This is a genomic window from Methanofollis tationis (genome assembly GCF_013377755.1).
GTDB classification, from domain to species: Archaea; Halobacteriota; Methanomicrobia; order Methanomicrobiales; family Methanofollaceae; genus Methanofollis; species Methanofollis tationis.
The window spans coordinates 909,016-930,125 of record NZ_JABXWR010000001.1 but is presented as its reverse complement, the minus strand read 5'-3'; the positions used below and the strand labels follow the sequence as shown (position 1 = coordinate 930,125).

Annotated in this window: 34 protein-coding genes; 30 read left to right on the top strand and 4 right to left on the bottom strand. The window is 60.0% G+C overall.

The features are described 5' to 3' along the window. Positions 1-49: 49 nt before the first annotated feature. A complete protein-coding gene (locus HWN36_RS04815; protein ID WP_176788320.1) occupies positions 50-982 on the top strand; it encodes an HIT family protein in 933 nt (310 codons plus the stop codon). A gap of 316 nt (positions 983-1,298) precedes the next feature. Here HWN36_RS04815 and HWN36_RS04810 read toward each other — a convergent pair whose 3' ends face one another. Then, positions 1,299-2,141, bottom strand: a complete 843-nt coding sequence (locus HWN36_RS04810; protein ID WP_176788319.1) for a F420-dependent methylenetetrahydromethanopterin dehydrogenase — start codon at positions 2,139-2,141, stop codon at positions 1,299-1,301. Positions 2,142-2,278: 137 nt separating this feature from the next. Between HWN36_RS04810 and HWN36_RS04805 the strand changes: the two genes are divergently transcribed. From HWN36_RS04805 to cmk, 28 genes are all read left to right on the top strand, one after another. Continuing rightward, positions 2,279-2,683 carry a Tfx family DNA-binding protein gene (locus HWN36_RS04805; RefSeq protein WP_176788318.1) on the top strand — a complete coding sequence of 135 codons (405 nt, stop codon included), beginning with the start codon at positions 2,279-2,281 and terminating at the stop codon, positions 2,681-2,683. A gap of 612 nt (positions 2,684-3,295) precedes the next feature. After that, the gene (rpl3p, locus tag HWN36_RS04800; RefSeq protein ID WP_176788317.1) at positions 3,296-4,309 is read left to right on the top strand and encodes a 50S ribosomal protein L3; all 1,014 of its coding nucleotides are present in this window, start codon (positions 3,296-3,298) and stop codon (positions 4,307-4,309) included. A gap of 6 nt (positions 4,310-4,315) precedes the next feature. Continuing rightward, positions 4,316-5,056 (top strand): 50S ribosomal protein L4, encoded by a 741-nt coding sequence (gene rpl4p, locus HWN36_RS04795; protein WP_176788316.1) that lies wholly within the window; start codon positions 4,316-4,318, stop codon positions 5,054-5,056. A gap of 5 nt (positions 5,057-5,061) precedes the next feature. Further along, the gene (locus HWN36_RS04790) at positions 5,062-5,310 is read left to right on the top strand and encodes a 50S ribosomal protein L23 (RefSeq protein ID WP_004037683.1); all 249 of its coding nucleotides are present in this window, start codon (positions 5,062-5,064) and stop codon (positions 5,308-5,310) included. 12 nt (positions 5,311-5,322) lie between these two features. Next, positions 5,323-6,039, top strand: a complete 717-nt coding sequence (locus HWN36_RS04785; RefSeq protein ID WP_176788315.1) for a 50S ribosomal protein L2 — start codon at positions 5,323-5,325, stop codon at positions 6,037-6,039. A gap of 12 nt (positions 6,040-6,051) precedes the next feature. Beyond that, a complete protein-coding gene (locus tag HWN36_RS04780; protein ID WP_176788314.1) occupies positions 6,052-6,465 on the top strand; it encodes a 30S ribosomal protein S19 in 414 nt (137 codons plus the stop codon). Between the two features lie 5 nt (positions 6,466-6,470). Then, positions 6,471-6,932, top strand: a complete 462-nt coding sequence (locus tag HWN36_RS04775; protein ID WP_176788313.1) for a 50S ribosomal protein L22 — start codon at positions 6,471-6,473, stop codon at positions 6,930-6,932. A 1-nt stretch (position 6,933) separates the two neighbouring features. Further along, positions 6,934-7,644 (top strand): 30S ribosomal protein S3, encoded by a 711-nt coding sequence (locus tag HWN36_RS04770; RefSeq protein WP_176788312.1) that lies wholly within the window; start codon positions 6,934-6,936, stop codon positions 7,642-7,644. Next, positions 7,645-7,854, top strand: coding sequence for a 50S ribosomal protein L29 (gene rpmC / locus HWN36_RS04765; protein ID WP_004037688.1), 210 nt, complete (start codon positions 7,645-7,647; stop codon positions 7,852-7,854). After that, positions 7,851-8,126, top strand: coding sequence for a ribonuclease P protein component 1 (gene rnp1 / locus HWN36_RS04760; protein ID WP_004037690.1), 276 nt, complete (start codon positions 7,851-7,853; stop codon positions 8,124-8,126). Before rpmC ends, rnp1 begins: the two co-directional genes overlap by 4 nt. Before the next feature lie 10 nt (positions 8,127-8,136). Then, the gene (locus tag HWN36_RS04755) at positions 8,137-8,457 is read left to right on the top strand and encodes a 30S ribosomal protein S17 (RefSeq protein WP_004037692.1); all 321 of its coding nucleotides are present in this window, start codon (positions 8,137-8,139) and stop codon (positions 8,455-8,457) included. Between the two features lies 1 nt (position 8,458). After that, the gene (locus HWN36_RS04750; RefSeq protein WP_176788311.1) at positions 8,459-8,857 is read left to right on the top strand and encodes a 50S ribosomal protein L14; all 399 of its coding nucleotides are present in this window, start codon (positions 8,459-8,461) and stop codon (positions 8,855-8,857) included. 9 nt (positions 8,858-8,866) lie between these two features. Beyond that, entirely contained in the window at positions 8,867-9,232 is a 366-nt protein-coding gene (rplX, locus tag HWN36_RS04745) for a 50S ribosomal protein L24 (protein WP_176788310.1), read from the top strand. Beyond that, a complete protein-coding gene (locus HWN36_RS04740) occupies positions 9,233-9,955 on the top strand; it encodes a 30S ribosomal protein S4e (RefSeq protein WP_176788309.1) in 723 nt (240 codons plus the stop codon). Further along, on the top strand, positions 9,955-10,464 hold the full coding sequence (locus tag HWN36_RS04735; RefSeq protein ID WP_176788308.1) for a 50S ribosomal protein L5: 510 nt from the start codon (positions 9,955-9,957) through the stop codon (positions 10,462-10,464). Before HWN36_RS04740 ends, HWN36_RS04735 begins: the two co-directional genes overlap by 1 nt. Then, positions 10,464-10,622, top strand: a complete 159-nt coding sequence (locus HWN36_RS04730; RefSeq protein WP_004037701.1) for a 30S ribosomal protein S14 — start codon at positions 10,464-10,466, stop codon at positions 10,620-10,622. The genes HWN36_RS04735 and HWN36_RS04730 overlap by 1 nt, the downstream gene beginning before the upstream one ends. A gap of 9 nt (positions 10,623-10,631) precedes the next feature. Beyond that, complete coding sequence (locus HWN36_RS04725) at positions 10,632-11,024, top strand: 30S ribosomal protein S8 (protein ID WP_176788307.1); 393 nt, start codon at positions 10,632-10,634, stop codon at positions 11,022-11,024. Positions 11,025-11,036: 12 nt separating this feature from the next. Continuing rightward, entirely contained in the window at positions 11,037-11,561 is a 525-nt protein-coding gene (locus HWN36_RS04720; RefSeq protein WP_176788306.1) for a 50S ribosomal protein L6, read from the top strand. 5 nt (positions 11,562-11,566) lie between these two features. Further along, the gene (locus HWN36_RS04715; RefSeq protein ID WP_176788305.1) at positions 11,567-11,986 is read left to right on the top strand and encodes a 50S ribosomal protein L32e; all 420 of its coding nucleotides are present in this window, start codon (positions 11,567-11,569) and stop codon (positions 11,984-11,986) included. Next, the gene (locus tag HWN36_RS04710; protein ID WP_176788304.1) at positions 11,979-12,431 is read left to right on the top strand and encodes a 50S ribosomal protein L19e; all 453 of its coding nucleotides are present in this window, start codon (positions 11,979-11,981) and stop codon (positions 12,429-12,431) included. Before HWN36_RS04715 ends, HWN36_RS04710 begins: the two co-directional genes overlap by 8 nt. A 1-nt stretch (position 12,432) precedes the next feature. After that, entirely contained in the window at positions 12,433-12,960 is a 528-nt protein-coding gene (locus HWN36_RS04705) for a 50S ribosomal protein L18 (RefSeq protein WP_176788303.1), read from the top strand. Position 12,961: 1 nt separating this feature from the next. Then, positions 12,962-13,579 carry a 30S ribosomal protein S5 gene (locus HWN36_RS04700; protein WP_176788302.1) on the top strand — a complete coding sequence of 206 codons (618 nt, stop codon included), beginning with the start codon at positions 12,962-12,964 and terminating at the stop codon, positions 13,577-13,579. Further along, positions 13,580-14,041, top strand: a complete 462-nt coding sequence (locus HWN36_RS04695) for a 50S ribosomal protein L30 (protein ID WP_176788301.1) — start codon at positions 13,580-13,582, stop codon at positions 14,039-14,041. It begins immediately after the preceding gene. Between the two features lie 5 nt (positions 14,042-14,046). Then, complete coding sequence (locus HWN36_RS04690) at positions 14,047-14,472, top strand: uL15m family ribosomal protein (protein WP_176788300.1); 426 nt, start codon at positions 14,047-14,049, stop codon at positions 14,470-14,472. A 25-nt stretch (positions 14,473-14,497) separates the two neighbouring features. Next, positions 14,498-15,931, top strand: coding sequence for a preprotein translocase subunit SecY (gene secY, locus HWN36_RS04685; RefSeq protein WP_176788299.1), 1,434 nt, complete (start codon positions 14,498-14,500; stop codon positions 15,929-15,931). Next, the gene (locus HWN36_RS04680) at positions 15,932-16,501 is read left to right on the top strand and encodes an adenylate kinase (protein ID WP_176788298.1); all 570 of its coding nucleotides are present in this window, start codon (positions 15,932-15,934) and stop codon (positions 16,499-16,501) included. A 2-nt stretch (positions 16,502-16,503) separates the two neighbouring features. Next, positions 16,504-17,103, top strand: a complete 600-nt coding sequence (locus HWN36_RS04675) for a DUF106 domain-containing protein (RefSeq protein ID WP_176788297.1) — start codon at positions 16,504-16,506, stop codon at positions 17,101-17,103. Between the two features lies 1 nt (position 17,104). Beyond that, positions 17,105-17,632, top strand: a complete 528-nt coding sequence (gene cmk, locus HWN36_RS04670) for a (d)CMP kinase (RefSeq protein WP_176788296.1) — start codon at positions 17,105-17,107, stop codon at positions 17,630-17,632. 629 nt (positions 17,633-18,261) lie between these two features. On the opposite strand, the gene HWN36_RS04665 is transcribed toward cmk, so the two are convergent. Together HWN36_RS04665 and HWN36_RS04660 are read right to left on the bottom strand one after the other, a co-directional pair. Then, a complete protein-coding gene (locus HWN36_RS04665; RefSeq protein ID WP_176788295.1) occupies positions 18,262-18,495 on the bottom strand; it encodes a hypothetical protein in 234 nt (77 codons plus the stop codon). A gap of 94 nt (positions 18,496-18,589) precedes the next feature. Then, positions 18,590-18,847: a YwbE family protein gene (locus HWN36_RS04660; protein ID WP_218133190.1), complete on the bottom strand. Its 258-nt coding sequence runs from the start codon at positions 18,845-18,847 to the stop codon at positions 18,590-18,592. 238 nt (positions 18,848-19,085) lie between these two features. Between HWN36_RS04660 and HWN36_RS04655 the strand changes: the two genes are divergently transcribed. Then, entirely contained in the window at positions 19,086-19,502 is a 417-nt protein-coding gene (locus HWN36_RS04655) for a hypothetical protein (protein ID WP_176788294.1), read from the top strand. A gap of 171 nt (positions 19,503-19,673) precedes the next feature. Here the strand turns inward: HWN36_RS04655 and ftsA are convergent, their stop codons facing one another. Next, entirely contained in the window at positions 19,674-21,023 is a 1,350-nt protein-coding gene (ftsA, locus tag HWN36_RS04650) for a coenzyme F390 synthetase (RefSeq protein WP_176788293.1), read from the bottom strand. Positions 21,024-21,110 lie beyond the last annotated feature (87 nt).

The following is a 21,110-nucleotide window of genomic DNA, read 5'->3' as shown; positions in this document are numbered from 1 at the left end:
TCCGGGTGCATTTATCTGTCCCGGCGTCCCAGACCTTCTTTGAGAGGGTATGTTTTCCGTCGACCATTACGCTGACGGCCGGATCGAAGTCAGACGGGAGGCGCTGACCGGCATTGCCGCGCGGATCAGTCCTGAAAGGATACAGCGTGGGATCAGCCCCCCCTACATGCCGGCGCCCGACGAGTCCTGCCCTTTCTGTCCGGGCCGCCTGGAGGCAGAGACCCCCGCCTTCGCGGATGGGGCCAGGATCCGCCGCGGCGAGAGCGTCACATTCCCGAACCTCTTTCCTTTTGCCGCCTGGCACACCGTGACCGTGATCACGCGCGCGCATAGCGTCGAGCGTTTCACGGTGGACCAGCTCGCAGATGCTCTCGCAGGCCTTGCCTCGTCCCTTGAGGGGCAGGCGGACTACGCCTCGATGAACTGGAACTTTCTCCCCTCGGCCGGGGCGAGCATCGTCCACCCCCACATGCAGGGGATCGCCGACCCGGCGCCGACTGCCCTGCAGGGCCGCTACATCCGGGCGTCGGCGGCCTACCGGCAGGAGCGCGGCCGGCGCTACTGGGACGACCTGGTGGACCTGGAGTCCGCCTCCGACTGTTTCCTCTTTGAAGACGTCATCCCGTGGTTCGCAAGCCCGGTGCCGGTCGGCGAGCGCGAGGTCCGCGGTGTCCTGCCCGTTACGACGGTGGGGGAGGTCGGCCCCTGCACGAGGCCCCTTGCCCGCGGCATCCTCAGGGTGATCGAGTGCTATCGTTCCCTGGGCACCCGGGCCTTCAATATGGCCGTCTATTTCGGGAAAAAATCCGATGAAGAATCTTTTTCTGCGTTCTGCTCGATCATCGCCAGGATCAACCCGAACCCGGCCTCGATGACCGACTCAGCCTTCATGGAGCGCCTCCACTGCGAACCGGTGGTGATGACCCTCCCCGAGGAGTTCGGGCGGTATTTCCGGGGCGAGGCAGAGGCCGGGCGGTTCTGACCGGGCCGGTGCCTGCCGTCCTGGCGCACCGATCCTCTCACGCGATAGGCGTGAAGAAACGAGGCCCTGATCTGCTCCCCCCTTCGCGTCTATAGTGTGAGACGTTCCCGGAGCATCTCTACGAGAGTGCCTGCTTTCTTTGCCTGCCGCCCGCTCACGCTATAGACACAAAGCCCTGAAACGCTCTTCGCCGCTTTGCAGCCTATCGTGTAAGATCATTGCCAATCGCCTCGCCTCTTTCTGAGCGGAGTCAGACGAAGGGGTCATGCATATCCGCATGCAGGAGCGAAGAGTCGAAAAAAAGGTGAATTTGGGTTTACTCGGGCTTGGAGATGAGTGCCGTCTTGGAGACGATGACCCCATCCTTCTTGTGGGGCTTGCGGATGACGGCGTCGCCGGCCTTCTCGATCTCGCGGGCCTCGTCGCAGAGCACTGCGGCCTGGCGCATCATCTCGTGGGCCGAGCAGACGATCGGGATGTACTTCTCCCACTCCTTCGTCATGAAGCAGCCCTTCACGTTGACGCCGGCGACCGCCGAGGCGATCTCGTAGGCGGCGCGTGCCTTTGCAAGGGCGTACGGGTTCGAGAACTCGCCCTCGACCGCCTTGTCGGAGGTCATGACGACCTTCGGGAGGACGAGGTCCGCACCCTTCTTGCCTGCCTTGACCTGGTCGATGACCTTGTCAAGTTCGAACTGGAGTTTGCGGAATGCGCCGGTCAGGGCGAGCACCTTGACCAGGTTGCCGTTGTAGTCGGCCATCTCGATGGGGTCGAGGAACTCGCGGCGGGCGCCGATCATCGAGTCGGCCTTCATGATGATGTAGCCGAAGGTGCTCGCCTTGAGTGCGTCGAACTGCTCCTTCTTCGTGGTGATGTCGTCGGTGATCACGACGACCGGGATGCCGGCCTTGGCCAGTTCCTCACGCGCGCCGGTCGGTCCGGGCAGAACGCCGTTCGGAGAGACGACAATGCAGAAGTCCGGGCCCCACGCCTTCATGTTGGTGACGACGCGGTCGATGTCCTCGGGCTGCAGTTTCGTGCCGGACGTGGCCATAAAGGTCTGCATGTCTTCGCGGTCCGCACGCTCGTCGAGGAGCAGCTCAGCCATGACGCCGCTCGCAATGTTGCCGAGTTTGGCAATTCCTACTTTAACTACCATCTATACACCTCTCAAATTTGAGAACAGACATACTATAAGCGAAATCTGATATAAAGATTGTGAATCCACCGCCTGATCCGGTTTCCTCATGGGTTAAATAAAAGTGTTTAAGTGACATGAAGTTCATTGATATTCCTATGAAGCAGGGGCTTCTCACCGACAGACAGAAGGAGGTGCTCAGGTACCGTAAGACCGGGCTGACGCAGCAGCAGGTGGCAGATATTATTGGCACCTCCAAGGCGAATGTCTGCACCATCGAGAAGGCGGCGTATGAAAATATCGAGAGGGCGAAAGAGACGCTCGAATTCCTTTACACTCTGGACTCGGATCACCTCTGCACGATCAAGGCCGGGACCGATCTCTTCGACGCCTCGTCAATGATCTTCGAGGAAGCGGAAAAATGCGGGATCAAGGTAAAGTACAACACCATCGAACTGATCAACCTCATCCACGACTCGAACCCCGGCCGTTTCAGGGCGCGCTATGTCCGCGAGGACGTCGAGGTCTATATCAATAAAGAGGGCGACCTCTTTTTTGGCTGATGGTTCTCTTTTCTCCCGGCCTTTCCGGTGCATACGGGAAGGTTTATATTCGTTTCTGAAGAATAATTAAAGAACCGGAGACGATGGTATCCTGTACAACCGGACACAGAACAATGGCCTTATGGTGGTATGACGGCCATTCTGTAACCGTTTGACGGATAAACCGGTCTGTTCCCCAGGCGGGGGGCAGGCTGTGATGCCCCGGCTGCCCCTTATGGGGGCACAACCGAGAAGGACTCTAATCCAGTCCCAAGGAGCTGACAGACGCTGGATCTGATCCGTGTACTGGGCCTCCGCCCGTGCAGGCGAGCCCGGCCGGCCCCGTGCCGGCATGCACAATGATCAGGATCTCTTCGCGAGACGAGGTATTCCGGTGCACACCGGAATGATCTCCATGACATGGAGACCGCGACCCACGGCACATCACTCCCGACACCACCGCAGCAGGACTCCAGATGATCTGCTGCGCGGAAGAAGCGTGCCCGTTCAATCTGTCCGGACCCCGGCAACGGGGCGAGGAGTGGGCAGGTCCCCGTTCGCAAGTGTTTGCGCAATCCTGAGCAGGAAACCTGGGATTCTCGGAGAGAACCAAAGCAGAGGATTGATAGGAACATGGCGAATATACACAGGCCACGCAGGGGTTCCCTCGCGTACAGCCCGAGAAAACGGGCGAAGAGCCAGGTACCGAAGTACCAGTCCTGGCCGGAGCATAAGGGCGAGCCCGTGCTTCAGGGTATTGCAGGCTATAAGGTAGGGATGACGCACGTCATCATGGTGGACGACCACAAGAGCAGCCCGAGCGAGGGGCGCGAGATCATGGTGCCGGTCACCGTCGTCGAGGTCCCGAAGATGCGGGTCGCCGCTGTGCGCGCCTACGTCACCGACTCGTACGGGCGTCACCCGCTGACCGAGGTCTGGGCCGAAGAACTCGACCCGCTCCTTGCAAAGAGGGTCACCCTCCCGAAAGAGCACGACCGCGAGGCCGTCCTCGGAGAGATCAGGGCGCGCCTCGCCGCAGGCCAGGTCAGCGACATCGTTGCGCTGGTCTACACCCAGCCGGCCGCCACGACCGGTGTCCCCAAGAAGGTACCCGAGCTGATGGAAACCAGGATCGACGGCACTTCAATCGAAGGCTGTTTTGACCTTGCCACCTCGCTCCTCGGCAAAGAGATCGACCCGCTCTCCCTCGTATCCGAGGGCCAGTACGTCGATGTCACGGCCATCACCAAGGGCAAGGGCACCCAGGGCGCCGTCAAGCGCTGGGGTATCCAGGTCAGGAAGAGAAAGCACTCCCGCGGCGGCAAAAAGCGTCACATCGGCAACCTCGGCCCCTGGAACCCGCACCACGTCAGGTGGCAGGTCCCGCAGATGGGTCAGCTGGGCTACCAGCAGAGGACCGAGTTCAACAAGCGGATCCTCAAGGTCGGCACCGACGGCCCTTCCATCGTGCCCGAAGGCGGTTTCCTCCACTACGGCATCGTGCGGAACTCCTATATCATGATCAAGGGTTCCATTCCCGGACCGACAAAGCGGCTCATCCGTATCCGCCCGGCGATCAGACAGGGCGAGCACGCCATCAGGTCGCCCGCCGTGAACTATGTCAGCCTGGAAAGCAAGCAGGGGTGATCAGGAATGAAAGCAAATGTCAGATCAATCGACGGATCGGTCGTACGCGAGATGGAACTCCCTTCAGTCTTTGACGAACTCTATCGCCCTGACCTGATCAAGAAGGCCGTCCTCTCCATTCAGAGCACCCGGCTCCAGCCCCACGGCGCGCACCCGTTTGCAGGCATCAGAAGCTCGGCAGTCGGCTGGGGGTCAGGCCGCGGCGCATCGCACGTCCCCCGTCTGAAGAACGGGTCGAGAGCTGCAAAGGTCCCGCAGGCCAAAGGCGGCCGTGAAGCGCACCCGCCAGTCACGGCAAAGATCCTCGTCAAGAAGATCAACAAGCAGGAAAAATGGGCGGCTCTGCGCTCGGCCATCGCCGCAACCGCAGTGTCCGAACTCGTCGCCGCCCGTGGTCACCGCTTCGAGGGCGAAGTGCCCCTCGTCGTCGACGAATCGTTCGAAACCCTCGGGAAGACGACCGACGTGATCGCCGCTCTCACCGCCCTTGGCGTCTATGCAGATGTCGAGCGTGCAAAAGAGAGCAAGAAGGTCAGGGCAGGCCGTGGCAAGATGCGTGGCCGCCGGTACAAGCAGCGCAAGAGCGTTCTGATCGTCACCGGCGACGAACCGCTCCGTGCAGCCCGCAACCTCGCCGGTATCGACGCGGTCAGCATCTTTGACCTCGACACCGAGATGCTTGCGCCGGGCACGCACGCCGGCAGGCTGACGCTCTGGACAGAAAGCGCCCTCAAGAGGATGGAGTGATATCGATGGTGCTCAGGCATCCGTATGTGACGGAAAAAGCGATGATGATGCTCGAGAACGAGAACAAGGTTCAGGTTCTCGTGCAGAAGTCTGCCTCCAAGGACGAGATCAGGCGCGAGATCGAGAAGACCTTCGACCAGAAGGTGGCATCGGTGCGGACCATGATGACGATGAAGGGCCAGAAAAAGGCCGTCGTCAGCTTTGAAAATGAGAAGGCCGCCGAGGAGATCCTCAGCCGGCTCGGTGTCATGTAAGGTGGTGAAGAGATGGGACATAGAATTATCAGCCAGAATCGTGGGCGGGGCGGCCCGACCTATCGGTCACCATCCCACAAATATAAAGCCGAGCTGAAGCACGTCTGCAAGAATAATGAGGACCTCATCGGCCGTATCATCGATATCGAGCACGACCCGGCGCGCCACGCGCCGATCGCGCGCGTCGAGTTCGACGGCGGCAGGAAAGAGTACGTCCTGGTGACCGAAGGCATGGGCATCGGCGACGAGGTCGCCTGGGGTGCCGCAGCTTCTGTCCGGAACGGCAACACCCTGCTCCTGCGCGACGTCCCGATCGGGGCATACGTCTGCAACATCGAGTCCCGGCCCAACGACGGCGGCAAGTTCGTCCGCGCCAGCGGCGTTCAGGCGATGATAGTCGGCAAAAACGCCGGCAAAGTCGCAATCCAGATGCCCAGCGGCAAGCAGAAGTGGTTCAACGAGATGTGCCTGGCCACGATCGGCATTGTCGCCGGTGGCGGACGCGGCGAGAAGCCGTTTGTCAAGGCCGGCAACAAATACCATAAGATGAAGTCGCAGGCCCAGAAGTGGCCCAGATCGTCGGGTCTGAAGATGAACGTCATCGACCACCCGTTCGGTGGCGGTGGCCACCAGCACTGTGGAAGGCCCAAGACGGTCGCTCGCGGCACGTCGCCGGGTCGTAAGGTCGGGTCTATCGCTGCCCGCAGGACTGGCAGAACAAAGAAGTGAGGAGGGGATTGAATGGCAAAGAAAACGCAGAAGCGGTTACCGCGGCGACGTGAGGAGTTCACCTACCGCGGCTACAGGATCGAGGACCTCCAGCAGATGGGAGCGAGCGAGCTCGTCTCCCTGATGCCGGCCCGGGCGCGCCGCAAGGTCACCCGCGGGCTGTCGAGAGATCATGAGAACTTCCTTGCAAAGGTGCGCACCGGCGACGACGCTGTCCGGACCCACCTGCGCGACATGATCATCATGCCCGAGATGGTCGGCAAGACGGTCGAGATCCACAACGGCAAGGAATTTGTCGCTGTAGAACTTCAGCCCGAATCGGTCTTCCACTACCTGGGCGAGTTCGCCCTGACCAGAAGGAGAGTCTCCCACGGAACGGCCGGTATCGGTGCGACCAGATCCTCCAAGTACGTACCCCTGAAGTGATGGCAATGGCAAGGACTGGATATTCACTGCAGATCGAGGGGGAGAACCTCGCTCGCGCCAAGGCGAACGAGCTCTCCGTTTCCCCGAAGCACTCCATTGAGATTGCCCACTTTATCAGGGGCATGAAGGCCGACGCCGCTCTCGCATATCTCGAGGACGTCGTCGCGAAGAAGAAGGCGATCCCGTTCAAGCGGTTCAACAGAGACGTAGCCCACAAGAGAGGGCTCGTTGGCTGGGACGCCGGCAGATACCCGGTAAAGGCATCAGGTGAGTTCATCATCCTGATCAACCAGGCGAAGAAGAACGCCGAGTACAGCGGCCTTGACACCGAGAAACTCGTCATCGTCCACGCCGCCGCCAACCGCGGCCGTGCCGGGCGCGGCGTCTTCCCGCGTGCGATGGGACGGGCCACCCCGAAAAGGCGCGAGACCGTGAACGTCGAGCTGATCCTCCGGGAGGTGGAGTAAGATGGCAATTGAGCGTAAATTCGTCAGTGAAGGCGTCACCAGGGTCAGGGTCGAGGAATACCTCTCCCGCGAACTCAAGCGCGCCGGCTACGGCGGCATGGACATCGTCCGCACGCCGATGGGCACGCAGGTGACGATTTTCGCCGAAAAACCCGGTATCGTCATCGGGAAAGGCGGCAAACTCGTCAGGCAGCTCACCCAGGACCTCTCGACCAACTTCAACCTCGAATCTCCCCAGGTCGAGGTCCAGCAGGTCGCGAACCCGAGCGTGAACGCCCAGATTATGGCTGAACGCCTTGCCACCGCCCTTGAGCGCGGCTGGTACTTCAGGAAGGCCGGGCAGAGCACGATGCGGCGCGTCATGGAATCGGGCGCACTCGGCTGCGAGATTGTGCTCTCAGGCAAACTGACCGGGGCCAGGTCCCGCGTCCAGAAGTTCCTGGAGGGATATGTCAAGCACTGCGGCGAACCGAGCATAACGATCGTCGAGAAGGGCTATGCAATTGCCGTCAAGAAACTCGGCATCATCGGCGTCCAGGTGAAGATCATACCGGGCGACGCAAAACTCCCTGACCGCTTCGAAGTTCTTCCGCCCAAGCCCTATGTGGCGGAAACGGTTGAAGAGTCCACCGATATCGGCGACGACGTCGATGCCGAACTCGCAGAGTTTGAGGACAAGGTCCCTGAGACCCTGATCGAGGGGGAGCAGTAAATGGCAATCTTCAGAGCGCACGAAGTCCGCCAGCTCAGCGACGTTGAGCTTGGCGAACAACTCCAGAAACTGAAGCTCGACCTGATGCAGTCACGCGGCAAGGTCAGCGCCGGCGGTGCCCCGGAGAACCCCGGGCATATCCGCGTGGTGCGCAGGACAATCGCCCGGATCATCACCGAGCAGAACGCGCGGAGGACCAAACAGGCATGATCGCCCCGCAGACCCTCCTCAGGCACGAACTCATCGGGCTTGCAGTCTCTTTGGTGAAGGCCAGGAACCCGACGCATGTCGGCATTTCGGGCCGGATTGTAGATGAGACTCGCAATATGCTGGTGATCCTCTCCCGGAACGGGGAAGTCCGGGTGGAGAAGAAAGGCAGCGTCTTTCTCTTCACCCTCCCTGACGGGACACGCGCCGAAGTGGATGGGTCTGCCCTTGTGGCACAGCCTGAAAAACGGATCAGCATGCGCAAAACGAAATAGAGGATAGATAATGGCGAGAAACATTGGGTTAAACGTCCCGCTTCCCGAGAAGGAATGCAGTGACGTGAATTGTCCGTTTCACGGCACCCTGCCGGTGCACGGCCAGGTGATCACCGGCAAGGTCGTGAGCAACCGTATGAACGGGACGGTCGTTGTCGGACGGGATTACCTCCACTTCGTGCAGAAGTATAACCGTTACGAGAAACGCTCCTCGAAATATCATGCTCACCTGCCTGGATGCATCGACGTTCAGATCGGCGACACCGTAAAGATCGCCGAGTGCCGCCCCCTCTCCAAGACAACGAACTTTGTTGTGGTTGAGGTGATCTGAAATGAAGGCAAAAATCTCCCGGATTCCACGAGCAGTCCAGACCGGCACCCGCCTGATCTGCGCCGACAACACCGGTGCCAGGGTCGTCGAGGTTGTCTCGGTCGACGGCTACCACGGTGTCAGGAGAAGACAGCCGAAGCTCGGTATCGGTGACGTTGCAACCGTCTCCGTCAAGAAGGGCACGCCCGACATGCGGCGCAAGCTCATCAAGGCGGTCGTCATCAGACAGAGAAAAGAAATGCGCCGGCCAAGCGGTCTGCGTGTCGGCTTCGACGACAACGCCGTCGTGATCATTGACGAGCGCGGCGAGCCCAAGGGCACCGAGATCAAGGGCCCGGTCGCCCGTGAGGTCGCAGAGCGGTTCCCGAAGATCGGATCGACCGCCACGATCATCGTGTGAGGTGTGTGTATGGTACGAATTGCAAGCAAGCAGCCAAGAAAACAGCGCAAGGCGCGCTACAATGCACCCATGCACCAGCGGAGCCGGTTCCTGTCCGCGCCCCTTGCCGTGGCGCTGAGAGGAGAGTACAAGAAGCGTAGCGTCCGTGTCGTCACCGGCGACACGGTAACGGTGCTCCGCGGCGACCATGCCGGAACCGAGGGCATCGTCGACGGTGTCAACACCAAGACCGGCACCCTGCTGGTCCACGGCGTCACCGTCACCAAGACCGATGGCACCGAAGTGCCCAGGCCGGTGAACGCCTCCAATGTGCTGGTCACCAAACTGAATGTCAAAGACCCCCGCCGGGTGGCGAAGCTGGAGGAGAGGAAGTAAATGTCATATCATCTGAAGAGGCTGACGGCTCCCGTCTCCTGGCATATCGCCAAGAAAGAGGAGAAATTCGTCACGAAGACCAGCCCGGGTCCGCACAGCGGCGCTGCAATGCCGGTCGCCGTATGGCTCCGCGACAAGATGGGCCTTGCCGGGAACATGAAGGAGGTCAAGCGCATCCTCAACCAGCGGCAGGTCATCCTGAACGGTAAACCGGTCACCGACCCGAAGCTCGGTCTCGGGATCTTCGATATCATCTCGATCCCGAAGATCGGCAAGCACTACCGTGTCCTGACCGACAAGAAGGGGCGCATGGTCACGATCGAGATCGACGCCGAGGCCGCAAAGACCCGTCTCTGCAAGATCCGGAACAAGCGTGTCGTCCGCGGCGGCAAGGTTCAGCTGAACCTCCTGTACGGTGCGAACCTCCTTGCGGACAACACCTACCACCCGAAGGACTCCATTGTGCTCACCCTTGAGGGCGAGAACCGCTTCCAGATCGTGGACCACTTCCCCTTCGCCGTCGGAAACATGGCGATGGTCATCGGCGGGAAGCATTCCGGCAAGGTCGGCAGGATCAGCGAGATCCGTGTCGCTGCCGGCAGCATACCCAACCGCGTGATCCTCCAGGACAAGGACGGGGAAGCCTTCGAGACGGTCGAGCAGTATGTCTTCATGATCGGAAGAGAGACGCCAGCAATCGCTGAATGGGGGATTGAGGGCTGATGACAAATCCGATGCAGGCAGTCCACATCGACAAGGTCGTCGTCCACATGGGCGTCGGCGAGAGCGGTGACCGGCTTGTCAAGGGCGAAGATATCATCAGAGCGATCACCGGTGGAAACCCGGTTCGCTCGATTGCAAAGAAGACCCAGCCCGCGTTCGGGATCAGGAAGGGCGCACCCATCGGTGCGCGTGTGACCCTGCGGGGCGCAAAGGCCGAGGCATTCGTCCAGACCGCCTTTAACATCATCGAGCGCAGGATCGGTGCGTCGGCAATCGACCGCGAGGGGAACTTCTCCTTCGGCATCGAGGAGCACACCGACTTCCCGGGCCAGAGCTACGACCCGCAGATCGGCATCTACGGGATGGACGTCAACGTCATCCTTGAGAAGAAAGGTGTGCGTATCGCCCGCAGGAGAGTCGGACCGCGCAAACTCCCGGCAAAGCAGCGTGTCTCTCGCGAAGAAGCGATTGCCTTTCTGACCGAGAACTATGGGATGGAGGTGCAGTGATGGCAGATGAGGTACAGGATAAGAAATTCGGACGCGGCGCAAATGAGTGCCGGATATGTGGCCGGAAGCAGGGCCTTGTCCGCAGGTACAACATCATGTTCTGCCGGCAGTGTTTCCGTGAGTGGGCTCCCAAGATGGGCTTTAAGAAGATGAACTGAGGTGGAGAAATGGCACGACTGAATACAATTGCAGATGCGATGAGCGCCATCAAGAACGCCAGCGACGGCGGGAAGCCCTCAGTTATCATCGAGCCCGCGAGCAAACTTATCGGCTCCATGCTCGGGATCATGCAGGAGAGCGGCTATATCGGTGAGTTCGAGTACGTCGAGGACGGCCGCGGCGGCCAGTTCCACGTCGGGCTGGTCGGCAGGATCAACCGGTGCGGTGCGATCACGCCCCGTTTCTCCACGACGGCCGATGAGATGGAAGGATGGGAAAACAGGTACCTCCCGGCAAAGGGGTTCGGTCTCCTGATCATCTCGACCTCTCAGGGCGTCATGTCCCATGAACAGGCACGCCGTGCCGGAATTGGCGGCGAACTTCTGGGGTTCGTCTACTGAGGTGAGAGAGCAATGGTAGTTGAGAGAAGAGTTACCATCCCTGCCGGGATCACGGCAGCCTTCACGAACTTCACCATGGCGGTGAAAGGTCCGAAGGGCGAGCTCACGCGGGACATGCGTTACCCCGGCGTCAATATCGCCATCACCGATGGCGAGGTTGTCATCACCACCGAGTCGAGCAGGAAACGGGTCATCGCCATGGTCGGCACCTATGCGGCGCATGTGAAGAACATGTTCGACGGTGTTGCACAGGGCTATGAGTACAGAATGAAAGTGGTCTACTCCCACTTCCCGATCCAGCTCAAGCTCAAGGGTGATATCCTTGAGATCAACAACTTCCTTGGTGAGAAGCAGGCGAGATACGCCAGGGTCTCCCCGGGCGTCAAGGTCGCGATCGGCAACGATGAGGTGACCATCACCGGCATCAACAAGGATCTCGTCGGAGCGACCTCTGCGAAGATTGAGCGGGCGACCAAGGTCCGTAAGCGCGACACGCGGGTCTTCCAGGACGGAATATACATCGTAGAAAAGGCGTGATGCAGATGGCAGACAACAAGATTCGTTTAATCCGCGTCCGTTCGGCGAAGACCGGGTGCAAATTCCAGCGCCAGTGCCTCCACGCAAAGAAGAAGCTGGAAGACACCTGGAGAAGACCCCGCGGTCTTACCAGCAAGCAGCGGAGGCAGTACAGGGCGAAGGGCGCCCACCCGCAGGCCGGGTATAATGCCCCGATTGCGGTGCGCGGCATGCACCCGTCCGGCTACTTCGAGGTGCTCGCATACAATCCTTCTGACCTTGAAGGACTCGATGCAGCCACCCAGGCAGTCAGGATCGCCGGTGGCGTGGGCAGAAAGAAGCGCGGCGAGATCCAGCAGAAAGCGATCGCGGCCGGCCTCAAGGTGCTGAACGCAAAGAACCTCGCGCCGGCAGCGGTTGAAGAGGAGGCTGAGGCTGATGAGTGATCTTTCGACGCAGAAGCGTATCGCAGCGGCCGTCCTGAAGTGCGGTGTAAACCGCGTCTGGCTCAACCCCGAGCGTCTCTCCGACATTGAAGCGGCAATCTCCAGGAGCGAGATCCGCGAGCTGGTCGGCGAGGGCGTCATCAAGGCAGGCGTTGTGAAGGGGAACAGCCGCGGTCGCGCCCGTATCAGGGAAGCGAAGCGGTCGTACGGTCATAAGAAGGGTTATGGCCGCAGGAAAGGCAGTGCGGGTGCCCGCACCCCCTCGAAGAGGCAGTGGATCATGAAGATCCGGGCGATCCGGTCGTCGCTGCGCGAGATGCGCGAGGACGGCACCGTTGACCGCCGCACCTACCGGACCCTCTACAGGAGAGCCGCAGGTGGACAGTTCAGGAGCAGGGCGCACATGAAAAGCCATGTGGACATGATGAAAGGGAGGACAGAGTAATATGGCAACTGGAGCACGGTATTTTGTTCCCTTCCGCAGAAGGAAGGAGGGCAGGACCGACTACCACGTGCGTACGAAACTCCTGCTCTCAGGGATCCCGAGAATGGTTGTTCGCAGGACCAACCGCCAGATCATCTGCCAGCTTGTGGTGCCGGGCGACCAGGGCGACCAGACCCTTATTTCTGCATACTCTGCAGAACTGAAGGCGTTCGGGTACGAGGGTTCGTTCTCGGGCACCCCGGCGGCATATCTGACCGGGATGCTCTTTGCGACCAAGGCGCTTGCGGCCGGCTATGACGAGGCGATCCTCGACATCGGTCTTGCACGGGCACAGAAGGGCGCCCGCGTCTTTGCGGCGCTGAAGGGCGCGGTTGAGGCCGGGCTTGAGATCCCGCACGGCGAATCGGTTCTCCCTGACGATGAGAGGACCAGTGGGGCGGTCATTGCAGAGTTCGCTCCTGAAAGGGCCGGAAACCTGGTAGAGAACGTTGAAGAAGTGGCAAAGGCCATCATGAAGGAGCAGGAGTGACATGGCATACGAACAGCAGCCCTGGATCCCGCTGACCGGCCTCGGCCAGGCGGTCGCATCCGGCGAGATCAAGAGCATCGATGAGGTGCTCGAGAGCGGCAAGCCGATCAGGGAGCCCCAGATCGTCGATGCGTTCCTTCCCGACCTCGAAGACGAGGTCATCGACATTTCCATGGTCCAGAGGATGACCGACTCAGGTCGGCGCGTCAAGTTCAGGGCCGTGGTCATCGTCGGAAACCACAATGGTTACATCGGTTTCGGGCAGGGCAAGGACGCACAGGTAGGAAACGCAATCCGAAAGGCAATTGATGATGCAAAGACCAATGTCATCAAGGTACGCCGCGGCTGCGGGAGCTGGGAATGCGGGTGCAATACCAGGCACTCGATCCCGATGCAGGTGAAGGGCAAGGCCGGATCGGTCCGCGTCACCCTGATGCCGGCACCGCAGGGCATCGGCCTCGTCACCGGCGAAGTCGGCAAGAAGGTGCTCAGCCTTGCCGGCGTCAAGGATGTCTGGGCGTTCTCGAGCGGGAACACCAGGACGACGATCAACTATGCCAAGGCGACCTTCTATGCGCTGAAGGCGACGAACATGATCAGGTCCGGGGGAGCAGAGTAAATGTTTGCAGTAGTGCAGGTGCGCGGTGTCGTTAATACCCGCGCCGACATCAAGGACACGCTAAAGATGCTCCGCCTCCACCATATCAACCACTGTGTGATGGTCCCGGACACCCCGGCATACATGGGTATGATCCGGAAGGTCAAAGACTATGTCGCCTATGGCGAGGTGGACGAGAAGGCCGTGGCGACGGTCCTTTCGACCCGCGGCCGTCTGACCGGAAACCTGAAGCTCACCGACGAGTACGTCCGTGCTCACTCCTCGTTCTCAGGTATCGAGGAGTTTGCGGCGGCACTCTGCCGGGGCGAGGCAACGATGCAGGACATCCCTGATCTGAAGCCGGTCCTCCGTCTTCACCCGCCGAGAAAGGGTTTCAGGACGATCAAGCGCACCTTCCAGCAGGGCGGAGCGCTTGGAAACTATGGTGAGGAGATCAACGACCTCCTCATCAGGATGAGGTGAAAGAGATGCCCACGAATACACGCTCAAAATACCGCGGAACGCGGACCTGCGGCGGCGGCACCCATAAGAACCGCCGTGGGGCGGGCAACCGGGGCGGGAGAGGCAGGGCAGGACACCGGGACCACCGGTGGAGCCGCTTCCTCCTTGCAGGACAGGTCCACAACGGGAAGAACGGTTTCGTCAACCCCGGCCAGACGAAGGTGTCTGTGCTGGACGTCGGCGAGATCGATCAGGTCGCTGAGTTCCTCCTCCAGGCCGGCTTTGCCGAAGAGGAGGGTGGCGTCATCGCCATCGATCTCGCCGACCTCGGCATCGAGAAGGTGCTCGGCAGCGGGCAGGTTACCCACGCCCTGAAGCTGACCGCTCTATCGTATTCAGCGCAGGCAAAAGACAAAATTGAGGCGGCAGGCGGTCAGGCACTGACCGTCTGATCGTCTCATTTTTTTAGGAGGAACCATGGGGAATCTGCTGGATAGAATGGAGCCTTTGCTTGCGGCGATGCCGGCGGTGAAGTCTCCGGAGGGGCATGTCCACTTCAAGAACAAACTGATGTGGACCGCTGCGATCTTGTTGCTGTATTTTTTCCTGACAAACATACCCGTCTTTGGCCTGGACGCCAGTTCGCAGGACGTGTTCCTGTACTTCCGCGCCCTGCTTGCTGGTGCAAACGGGTCTATTGTTCACCTTGGTATCGGGCCGATCGTCACGGCGTCCATCGTTCTGCAGCTCCTGAAAGGCGCTGACCTGATCCAGATCGACACCAGCGACGCTCGTGGCCAGGTCCTGTACATGGGGCTCCAGAAGCTTCTCATCTTCGTCATGATCGTCCTCGAGGCGGCTCCTAACCTCTTCGGCGGATTCCTGGTCCCTGATGCTGCAATAGCCTCCGCGTTCTTCGGAGGGAACACCTTTGCACTTTCACTCCTGATCTTCCTGCAGATCTGTCTCGGCGGCGTTCTGATCTTCCTCATGGATGAGGTGGTCACCAAGTGGGGTGTCGGTTCAGGCGTCGGCCTCTTCATTATCGCCAGGATCTCCCAGAGCCTGGTCAACGGCTTCTTTAACTGGTCGGCAGTCTCTGACCCGTATCCGGTGGGCTTTTTCCCGAGGCTGTTTGCCATCGGGATCTCGGGCGGGAACTATCTCCAGTACTTCGGGACCGATCTGCTCGCCTTTGTGACGACGATCGCCATATTCTTAATCGTCGTATACGTGGAGTCGACGCGCATCGAGATCCCGCTCGCTCATGCCCGCGTCCGCGGCGCACGGGCGCGGTTTCCCGTGAAGCTCATCTATGCAAGTGTGCTGCCGATGATCCTGGTCCGTGTGCTCCAGGCAAACGTCCAGATGATCGGCATGTTCCTCTCGAATGTCGGGATCACCATCTTCGGCCGGTTCGACGGGCAGGCGCCTGTGGACGGGCTGATGTGGTTCCTTGCCCCGGTGAACGGGCCGACCGACTGGATGTGGTGGATCTCCGATCTCGGCCATGCGCCCTGGGAGATCATCCTCCGTCTCGGTATCGATATGGTGTTCATGGTCGTCGGCGGTGCGATCTTTGCGCTGTTCTGGATCAAGACCGCCGGTCTCGACTCGAAGGACGTTGCCCGGCAGATCCAGCTCTCGGGCATGCAGATCCCGGGCTACCGCCGCAACACCCAGGTGCTGATCAAATACCTCGATCGCTATATCCCGCGCGTGACGGTGATCGGTGGTGTGTTTATCGGACTCCTGAGTGTGTTTGCAAACCTCTTTGGTGTGATAGGTGCAGTGAGTGGTACAGGATTGCTGCTTACTGTCAGTATCACGTACCGCCTCTATGAAGAGGTGGCGAGTGAACAGATCATGGAAATGTATCCGTTCATGCGGCAGTTCTTTGGGAGAGAATGAATGGCAAAGAGAGTGATCATTACCGGAGTTCCCGGCGTCGGGAAGACCACGGTCATTGAAGAGTCCATGAAACGCCTTGCAGGGGAGAATATCCCCTACAGGGCGATCAATTTTGGCAGCTGCATGTTTGAGACCGCAAAGTCCGAAGGTTTCGCTGAAGACCGGGACCAGATGCGCAACCTCGACCGCGATGTCCAGAAGGACCTGCAGAAACTTGCCGCACGGCGGATCGGTGCGATGGAGGGGAATATTATCATCGACACCCATGCGTCGGTGAAGACGCCGGCAGGCTATCTGCCCGGTCTTCCCGCGTGGGTGCTCACCGAAATCCACCCTGATACCGTCGTGCTCGTTGAGACCGACGAGGACCAGATCCTGATGCGGCGGATGGGCGACGAGAGCCGCCGGCGCGATGCCGAAGGGTGCCGCAGCATTGCCGAGCACCAGGCGTTCAACCGGGCCTTTGCGGCGTCGTATGCGATGATGACCGGGTGCACCGTTCATATTGTCCGGAATGAGAATTTCCTGCTCGATCACGCGATCGACGCACTGGTAGCCGTGCTGAGGTGAGGATGGCGCTCAAGGATCATGGCGGCACGATCGCAATTGTCTTCACCATGCTGATAATGATCTCGTACGGCATCCCTTCAATCAGGGAAGGTGTCGGCGGGGCGATGGATCTGATCTTCGGCCCGATGATCGATGATTGGAAGATCCCGTTTTTTGTGCTGATTATGATCATGTCTGCGATCACCGGCCTGTACTCCTCGCTGATCCAGAAGTATACCATTGATTACGAGAAGATGCAGCGTGTCCAGGCGCAGATGAAGGAGTTCCAGAAGGAGTTCCGTGAGGCGCAGCTCGGCGGCGACGAGAAGAAGATCAAGAAACTTGAGGCGAAGCGCGACCGTATGATGCAGGACCAGATGGAACTCTCCAAGCAGCAGTTCCAGCCGATGGCATATATCCTGCTGGTTTCGGTTCCGATCTTTTTCTGGCTCCTCTACCGTCTGCCTTCGGTGACCCAGACGATGACCCTGCCGTTTGCCGGGACGGTCAGCTTTGGGGAGATGGTCATGGGGTTCGTCCCGATCTGGATCCTCTGGTATATGCTCTGCTCTCTTGCGATCAGCCAGGTGATCAGGAAGTCGCTCAATATCGGGGGTCTGTAGGATGCGGATCACCATCAGCGGGCCGCCCGGGAGCGGCACGACGTCGCTTGCCCGGTATCTTGCTCAGAAGCACGGTTACCGGGTGATATCGGCGGGAGAGATGTTTCGGGCGCTGGCGCAGGAGCGCGGCATGTCGCTCGCTGCGTTCGGTGCCCTTGCCGAGTCCGATCCCTCGGTGGACAAACAGATCGATGCGCGCCAGAAGGAGACGGCTGAGGCGGCGGACAATATTGTCGCCGAGGGGAGGCTGTCTGGCTGGATGATCTCGAACGCTGATATCAGGATCTGGTTGACGGCGTCTCCTGAGTGCCGCATCGGCCGCATCTCCTCGCGGGACGGCGAGGAGGAGGAGGCTGCGCGTCTCCATACGGAGGAGCGGCAGGCCTGCGAGCGGACCAGGTATATGACGTATTACGGGATCGATATCGAGGATCTCTCGGTGTATGATCTGGTGCTCAGCTCGGAGCGCTGGAACGTCGAGGGCCTCGGGGCGATTGTGGACGCGGCGATCGACGCGTCCCTCCGCTGATCTTTTTCTGGTCTCTTTTCAAACTGTTTTTTGTAGGTCGGTTTGAGGTGCGCCTGTTTTGGGCTTCTCTGTCTCTCGTTCGATAGGCAGAAATTGCTCATGTGCGGCTCTCCCCTCCTGTCAGGGCTTCGCGTGAAGCGGAGGGTTGATCTGGATGCCGGTGCCTTTGTGTGATTTTCCGGCTTTGTAGAATCCCTCATACCGAGGTTGACATATCTCCTGTAATCACAGGGAGAGCGCGCGGATCCCCCGCCTTCCCCATACTGCCTGCCGGGGGTTTCACCCCGTTGGAACGGATGGGCCCCGGGAAGAGCGAACAGGGCGTGCGGGGGGCCGTATCCCCACCTATCCTGCACAGGGGTCCGGGGGCAGCAGTTCCCGGGTTCAAGCACACCAGAATAGGATTTTTCCAAAGTCGATTTTCCCGGTGAACCTCACGCGAAGGTGCGAAGGCCGCGAAGGTGCGGGGAGGAGAACGGGTAATGAGGGTGCGGTGGACGATTGCCTTGAGGGTATGAGTCCGGGGTCCGGGCCGGTGTCGCCCGCATCCCGGATCCTGAAAAGAGGGGTGGGTGTCTGGATTGTGTGGATGGCATTGAGACGCTGGTGCGTGGTCTTTGTGCCTGTGCTCACCTCGCCAGAGGGATGCCCGGGGTGTACCTGATCTGCTCGCGCAGGAGGGGGTGGAGGGAGGGCGTCCGGGCGAGATCGTGCAGTGCGGCCACCGCCTCTTCGTTGCCTTCCCGCGCCATCCCGAAAAGGATATCCACGGCGTCGCGCTGGATTTCGTCTATCATCGGTTCGTTGCAGTCCTTTACAGAGAGGTAGAGGTGGAGTACGGTTTCGTCCTTGAAGTAATGCAATCTCTCACCTGATCATATGAACTATTTTAAAAAATTAAATTATTTTTGTTAACTTGACCTGCGGCGGTGGGGTGGCGCCGTTCATTGGCCGGCCTCAGCGATCCTTCTTGCCGGTCTGATCGACGGCGTCGCCCTGATCGTCACCTGATCGGGCGATGATCGCGCAGACTCTGCCCACCTGCCCGTCGGTGAGTCTCACCTTGATCCCGTGCGGGTGGTGAGGTGAATTCGTAAGGATGGCGGCGACAACACCGCGCGTCTTCTTTCCTGTTCTCTGATCGGCTTTCAGGACGATGTCCACGGTCAGACCGGGCCTGATATCGCGTCTCCACTCTCCGCTCATCCGTATCATGTTGGTATGGGAGGGCAAGAACGTGATGATGGTGGCGGGGGCTTATTTTTCCCGGGCCGGTCTTTGCGAACCTTCCCGGAATACCGCCTCCCTTTCTGAAAATCTGCGGCCTCCGGCGATTTTCTGGCCGGGGGCCCCTCTTCCGCCGGTGTAAATCCCGGCTCTCCCTCTCAGATAAAGACGAATGAAAAACCCTTTTAATGTTGCTGGAAGTATAGGTAATGAGAGTGGATTATCAATGGGTGCAACGAAAGAAGGTTTTTACAATACGGTTGAGCGCGACCTGAAGAAGGCCTACAGGAATGAAGAAGGCTGGACTCTTGAGCGCCGCCCCCGTATCGATGGCGCGGACCCGGACTATCTCCTGATCAGGAAAAAGCCCGGCATGGTGGAGCGCATCCTGGTCAATGTGAAGATTGCCGCCGAGGTACCGGCCACCGACTTCGAAGCCCTCAACGCATCGGTCATGGGCCTCAAGGCCCGGAAGATTCCGGTCGCAAAGGCCCTTCTCGTCGTCCCCAGGGACGTGAAAGTGCCGGCAGACACAAAGGGCGTGGATCTCTTCTACCTCAACTCCTATGCCGTCAAGGGCGGCGAGGTGATCTGGGGGCGCAGCAGCCTGCGCGCAGAGGACGGAACCCCCGTCTTTGCGTAAGGCGGAAAAAAACTTATTTTTCAAGATAATTCTTAAAAAAAGGAGGTTTCAGGTGCCAGAAATTGGGCCTGAAGGCAATGCGCCGCAGCACGCCACATGCCTCCGGCTATGTAACCCCTTGATGCCGGGTATATTAAATCTGTCTATTTAACTCCTGCCAGATGTTAATCTTTACCTGCGGTCAACGAGCCGTTTCGGCCTCCCCCTGATCGCGGCAAGTTCGAGACCGCCGGGAGGGGTGAAGTTGAAGATCACCGAGAGCTGTCCTTCTTCATAGATCTCTGAGAGTTCGGGTCTTTCATGGAAGAGGGTGTTGAAAAATGACCTTTTAATCGCGGCCTGATCCGCGGCCGCCGGGTCGATGCACTCCATGCTCACCCGCAGCGTCGTCTCATCCCCGTCGCCGTAGAGGAACGCCTCGTATTCGCCGGTGATGCTCTTCATGTTCTCGGGCTGGAAGACGGCGCGCTCGATGTCGATCCGGTTGATGGCACATCCATGGACGACGATCGTCTCGGCGTCACGCCAGGGCGGTTCGATCTTCATGTGCGTCCGGCCGCATGCGCACCGATCTCTGGTCAGGACGCGGCTGTTGTCCTCGGTGTCGTAGTTGATCAGGAGGGTGCCGGCCTTTTCCCCGACCGGGATGAGTGTGGTGAGGACGAGCCTTCCCTTCTCCCCATCCCTGACGAAGCGCTCCATCGCCGGGTCGTAGAGGTCGACATGGACCAGGTCTTCAGGGCAGTGCAGCCCGTTCTTCACCCTGCACTCGCCGCACATCGTCCCCTCGGTTGAGCCGTAGGTGTTGTAGACCGGGCACCCCCAGACCCCTTCGAGATGGGTGCGCGCCTCTTCGGCGAAGCTCTCTCCGCCGACGATCAACCGGCGCACGCCTGATTCGGCCGGGTCGATCCCCTCCTCTGAGAGCCTGCGCGCCAGCCTGAGGAGTTTGAAGACGCTGCCGACGATCGCTGTCGGGCGGTAGGAGCGGATCACGCGCACCGGGAAGGTGCATTTCCCCGTGGGGATGACGGTCACCCCCATCGAGTGCGCCGCGAGCGTCATCGTGTTCGCCCCGACGTTCATCCCGTATGAGGCGCAGATGACCATGCGGTCGCCCGGGCTGATCCCCTCCATCGTAAAGGCCCGGGAGTACTTCTCGGCATAGCGGAGCCAGTCGTCCCATGTCAGGAAGAAGGCTTTCGGAACCCCGCTCGTCCCGCTCGTTTCGTGGATGGTGAAGACCTCTTTTTCGTCCACAGAGCAGAACCCGAACTCGTCGGTGATCGGGGGCTGATGCTCCCTGATCGTCCAGCCGCCGATGACCGGGAGTTCGAGGAGGTCTTCGTGGCAGGTGACTGAGGCCGGGTCGATCCGGTGGGCGGCAAACCATTTCCGGTAGAAGGGGGAGTGCTCGTTTGCGTACCTCACGGTGTAGCGCACCCGCTCGTCGACCAGGGCGTCGAGGTCGCCCCTCTCCATCGTCTCGATCTCTCTGTTCCAGCAGGTGTCTTCGTCCATGGTTGATGGGGTGGACTGCTGATCTTGTGAAGGTTGCGGACGGGCGAAGGGTCCATCACTGCCGGGTGCAGAGTGTAGAGGTATGTG

What these genes read in the sequence shown, in the direction of transcription:
- rplX (WP_176788310.1), top strand. Translation starts at nt 8,867, where the DNA reads ATGGTACGAATTGCAAGCAAGCAGCCAAGAAAACAGCGCAAGGCGCGC.
- HWN36_RS04810 (WP_176788319.1), bottom strand. Translation starts at nt 2,141, where the DNA reads ATGGTAGTTAAAGTAGGAATTGCCAAACTCGGCAACATTGCGAGCGGC.
- HWN36_RS04790 (WP_004037683.1), top strand. Translation starts at nt 5,062, where the DNA reads ATGGTGCTCAGGCATCCGTATGTGACGGAAAAAGCGATGATGATGCTC.
- HWN36_RS04740 (WP_176788309.1), top strand. Translation starts at nt 9,233, where the DNA reads ATGTCATATCATCTGAAGAGGCTGACGGCTCCCGTCTCCTGGCATATC.
- rnp1 (WP_004037690.1), top strand. Translation starts at nt 7,851, where the DNA reads ATGATCGCCCCGCAGACCCTCCTCAGGCACGAACTCATCGGGCTTGCA.
- HWN36_RS04655 (WP_176788294.1), top strand. Translation starts at nt 19,086, where the DNA reads ATGGGTGCAACGAAAGAAGGTTTTTACAATACGGTTGAGCGCGACCTG.
- HWN36_RS04780 (WP_176788314.1), top strand. Translation starts at nt 6,052, where the DNA reads ATGGCAAAGAAAACGCAGAAGCGGTTACCGCGGCGACGTGAGGAGTTC.
- HWN36_RS04785 (WP_176788315.1), top strand. Translation starts at nt 5,323, where the DNA reads ATGGGACATAGAATTATCAGCCAGAATCGTGGGCGGGGCGGCCCGACC.
- HWN36_RS04730 (WP_004037701.1), top strand. Translation starts at nt 10,464, where the DNA reads ATGGCAGATGAGGTACAGGATAAGAAATTCGGACGCGGCGCAAATGAG.
- HWN36_RS04720 (WP_176788306.1), top strand. Translation starts at nt 11,037, where the DNA reads ATGGTAGTTGAGAGAAGAGTTACCATCCCTGCCGGGATCACGGCAGCC.
- HWN36_RS04775 (WP_176788313.1), top strand. Translation starts at nt 6,471, where the DNA reads ATGGCAAGGACTGGATATTCACTGCAGATCGAGGGGGAGAACCTCGCT.
- HWN36_RS04695 (WP_176788301.1), top strand. Translation starts at nt 13,580, where the DNA reads ATGTTTGCAGTAGTGCAGGTGCGCGGTGTCGTTAATACCCGCGCCGAC.
- rpl4p (WP_176788316.1), top strand. Translation starts at nt 4,316, where the DNA reads ATGAAAGCAAATGTCAGATCAATCGACGGATCGGTCGTACGCGAGATG.
- HWN36_RS04750 (WP_176788311.1), top strand. Translation starts at nt 8,459, where the DNA reads ATGAAGGCAAAAATCTCCCGGATTCCACGAGCAGTCCAGACCGGCACC.
- HWN36_RS04700 (WP_176788302.1), top strand. Translation starts at nt 12,962, where the DNA reads ATGGCATACGAACAGCAGCCCTGGATCCCGCTGACCGGCCTCGGCCAG.
- HWN36_RS04690 (WP_176788300.1), top strand. Translation starts at nt 14,047, where the DNA reads ATGCCCACGAATACACGCTCAAAATACCGCGGAACGCGGACCTGCGGC.
- rpl3p (WP_176788317.1), top strand. Translation starts at nt 3,296, where the DNA reads ATGGCGAATATACACAGGCCACGCAGGGGTTCCCTCGCGTACAGCCCG.
- HWN36_RS04725 (WP_176788307.1), top strand. Translation starts at nt 10,632, where the DNA reads ATGGCACGACTGAATACAATTGCAGATGCGATGAGCGCCATCAAGAAC.
- HWN36_RS04705 (WP_176788303.1), top strand. Translation starts at nt 12,433, where the DNA reads ATGGCAACTGGAGCACGGTATTTTGTTCCCTTCCGCAGAAGGAAGGAG.
- HWN36_RS04660 (WP_218133190.1), bottom strand. Translation starts at nt 18,847, where the DNA reads ATGATACGGATGAGCGGAGAGTGGAGACGCGATATCAGGCCCGGTCTG.
- cmk (WP_176788296.1), top strand. Translation starts at nt 17,105, where the DNA reads ATGCGGATCACCATCAGCGGGCCGCCCGGGAGCGGCACGACGTCGCTT.
- HWN36_RS04680 (WP_176788298.1), top strand. Translation starts at nt 15,932, where the DNA reads ATGGCAAAGAGAGTGATCATTACCGGAGTTCCCGGCGTCGGGAAGACC.
- HWN36_RS04815 (WP_176788320.1), top strand. Translation starts at nt 50, where the DNA reads ATGTTTTCCGTCGACCATTACGCTGACGGCCGGATCGAAGTCAGACGG.
- ftsA (WP_176788293.1), bottom strand. Translation starts at nt 21,023, where the DNA reads ATGGACGAAGACACCTGCTGGAACAGAGAGATCGAGACGATGGAGAGG.
- HWN36_RS04715 (WP_176788305.1), top strand. Translation starts at nt 11,567, where the DNA reads ATGGCAGACAACAAGATTCGTTTAATCCGCGTCCGTTCGGCGAAGACC.
- HWN36_RS04710 (WP_176788304.1), top strand. Translation starts at nt 11,979, where the DNA reads ATGAGTGATCTTTCGACGCAGAAGCGTATCGCAGCGGCCGTCCTGAAG.
- HWN36_RS04755 (WP_004037692.1), top strand. Translation starts at nt 8,137, where the DNA reads ATGGCGAGAAACATTGGGTTAAACGTCCCGCTTCCCGAGAAGGAATGC.
- HWN36_RS04805 (WP_176788318.1), top strand. Translation starts at nt 2,279, where the DNA reads ATGAAGCAGGGGCTTCTCACCGACAGACAGAAGGAGGTGCTCAGGTAC.
- HWN36_RS04735 (WP_176788308.1), top strand. Translation starts at nt 9,955, where the DNA reads ATGACAAATCCGATGCAGGCAGTCCACATCGACAAGGTCGTCGTCCAC.
- HWN36_RS04770 (WP_176788312.1), top strand. Translation starts at nt 6,934, where the DNA reads ATGGCAATTGAGCGTAAATTCGTCAGTGAAGGCGTCACCAGGGTCAGG.
- HWN36_RS04675 (WP_176788297.1), top strand. Translation starts at nt 16,504, where the DNA reads ATGGCGCTCAAGGATCATGGCGGCACGATCGCAATTGTCTTCACCATG.
- rpmC (WP_004037688.1), top strand. Translation starts at nt 7,645, where the DNA reads ATGGCAATCTTCAGAGCGCACGAAGTCCGCCAGCTCAGCGACGTTGAG.
- secY (WP_176788299.1), top strand. Translation starts at nt 14,498, where the DNA reads ATGGGGAATCTGCTGGATAGAATGGAGCCTTTGCTTGCGGCGATGCCG.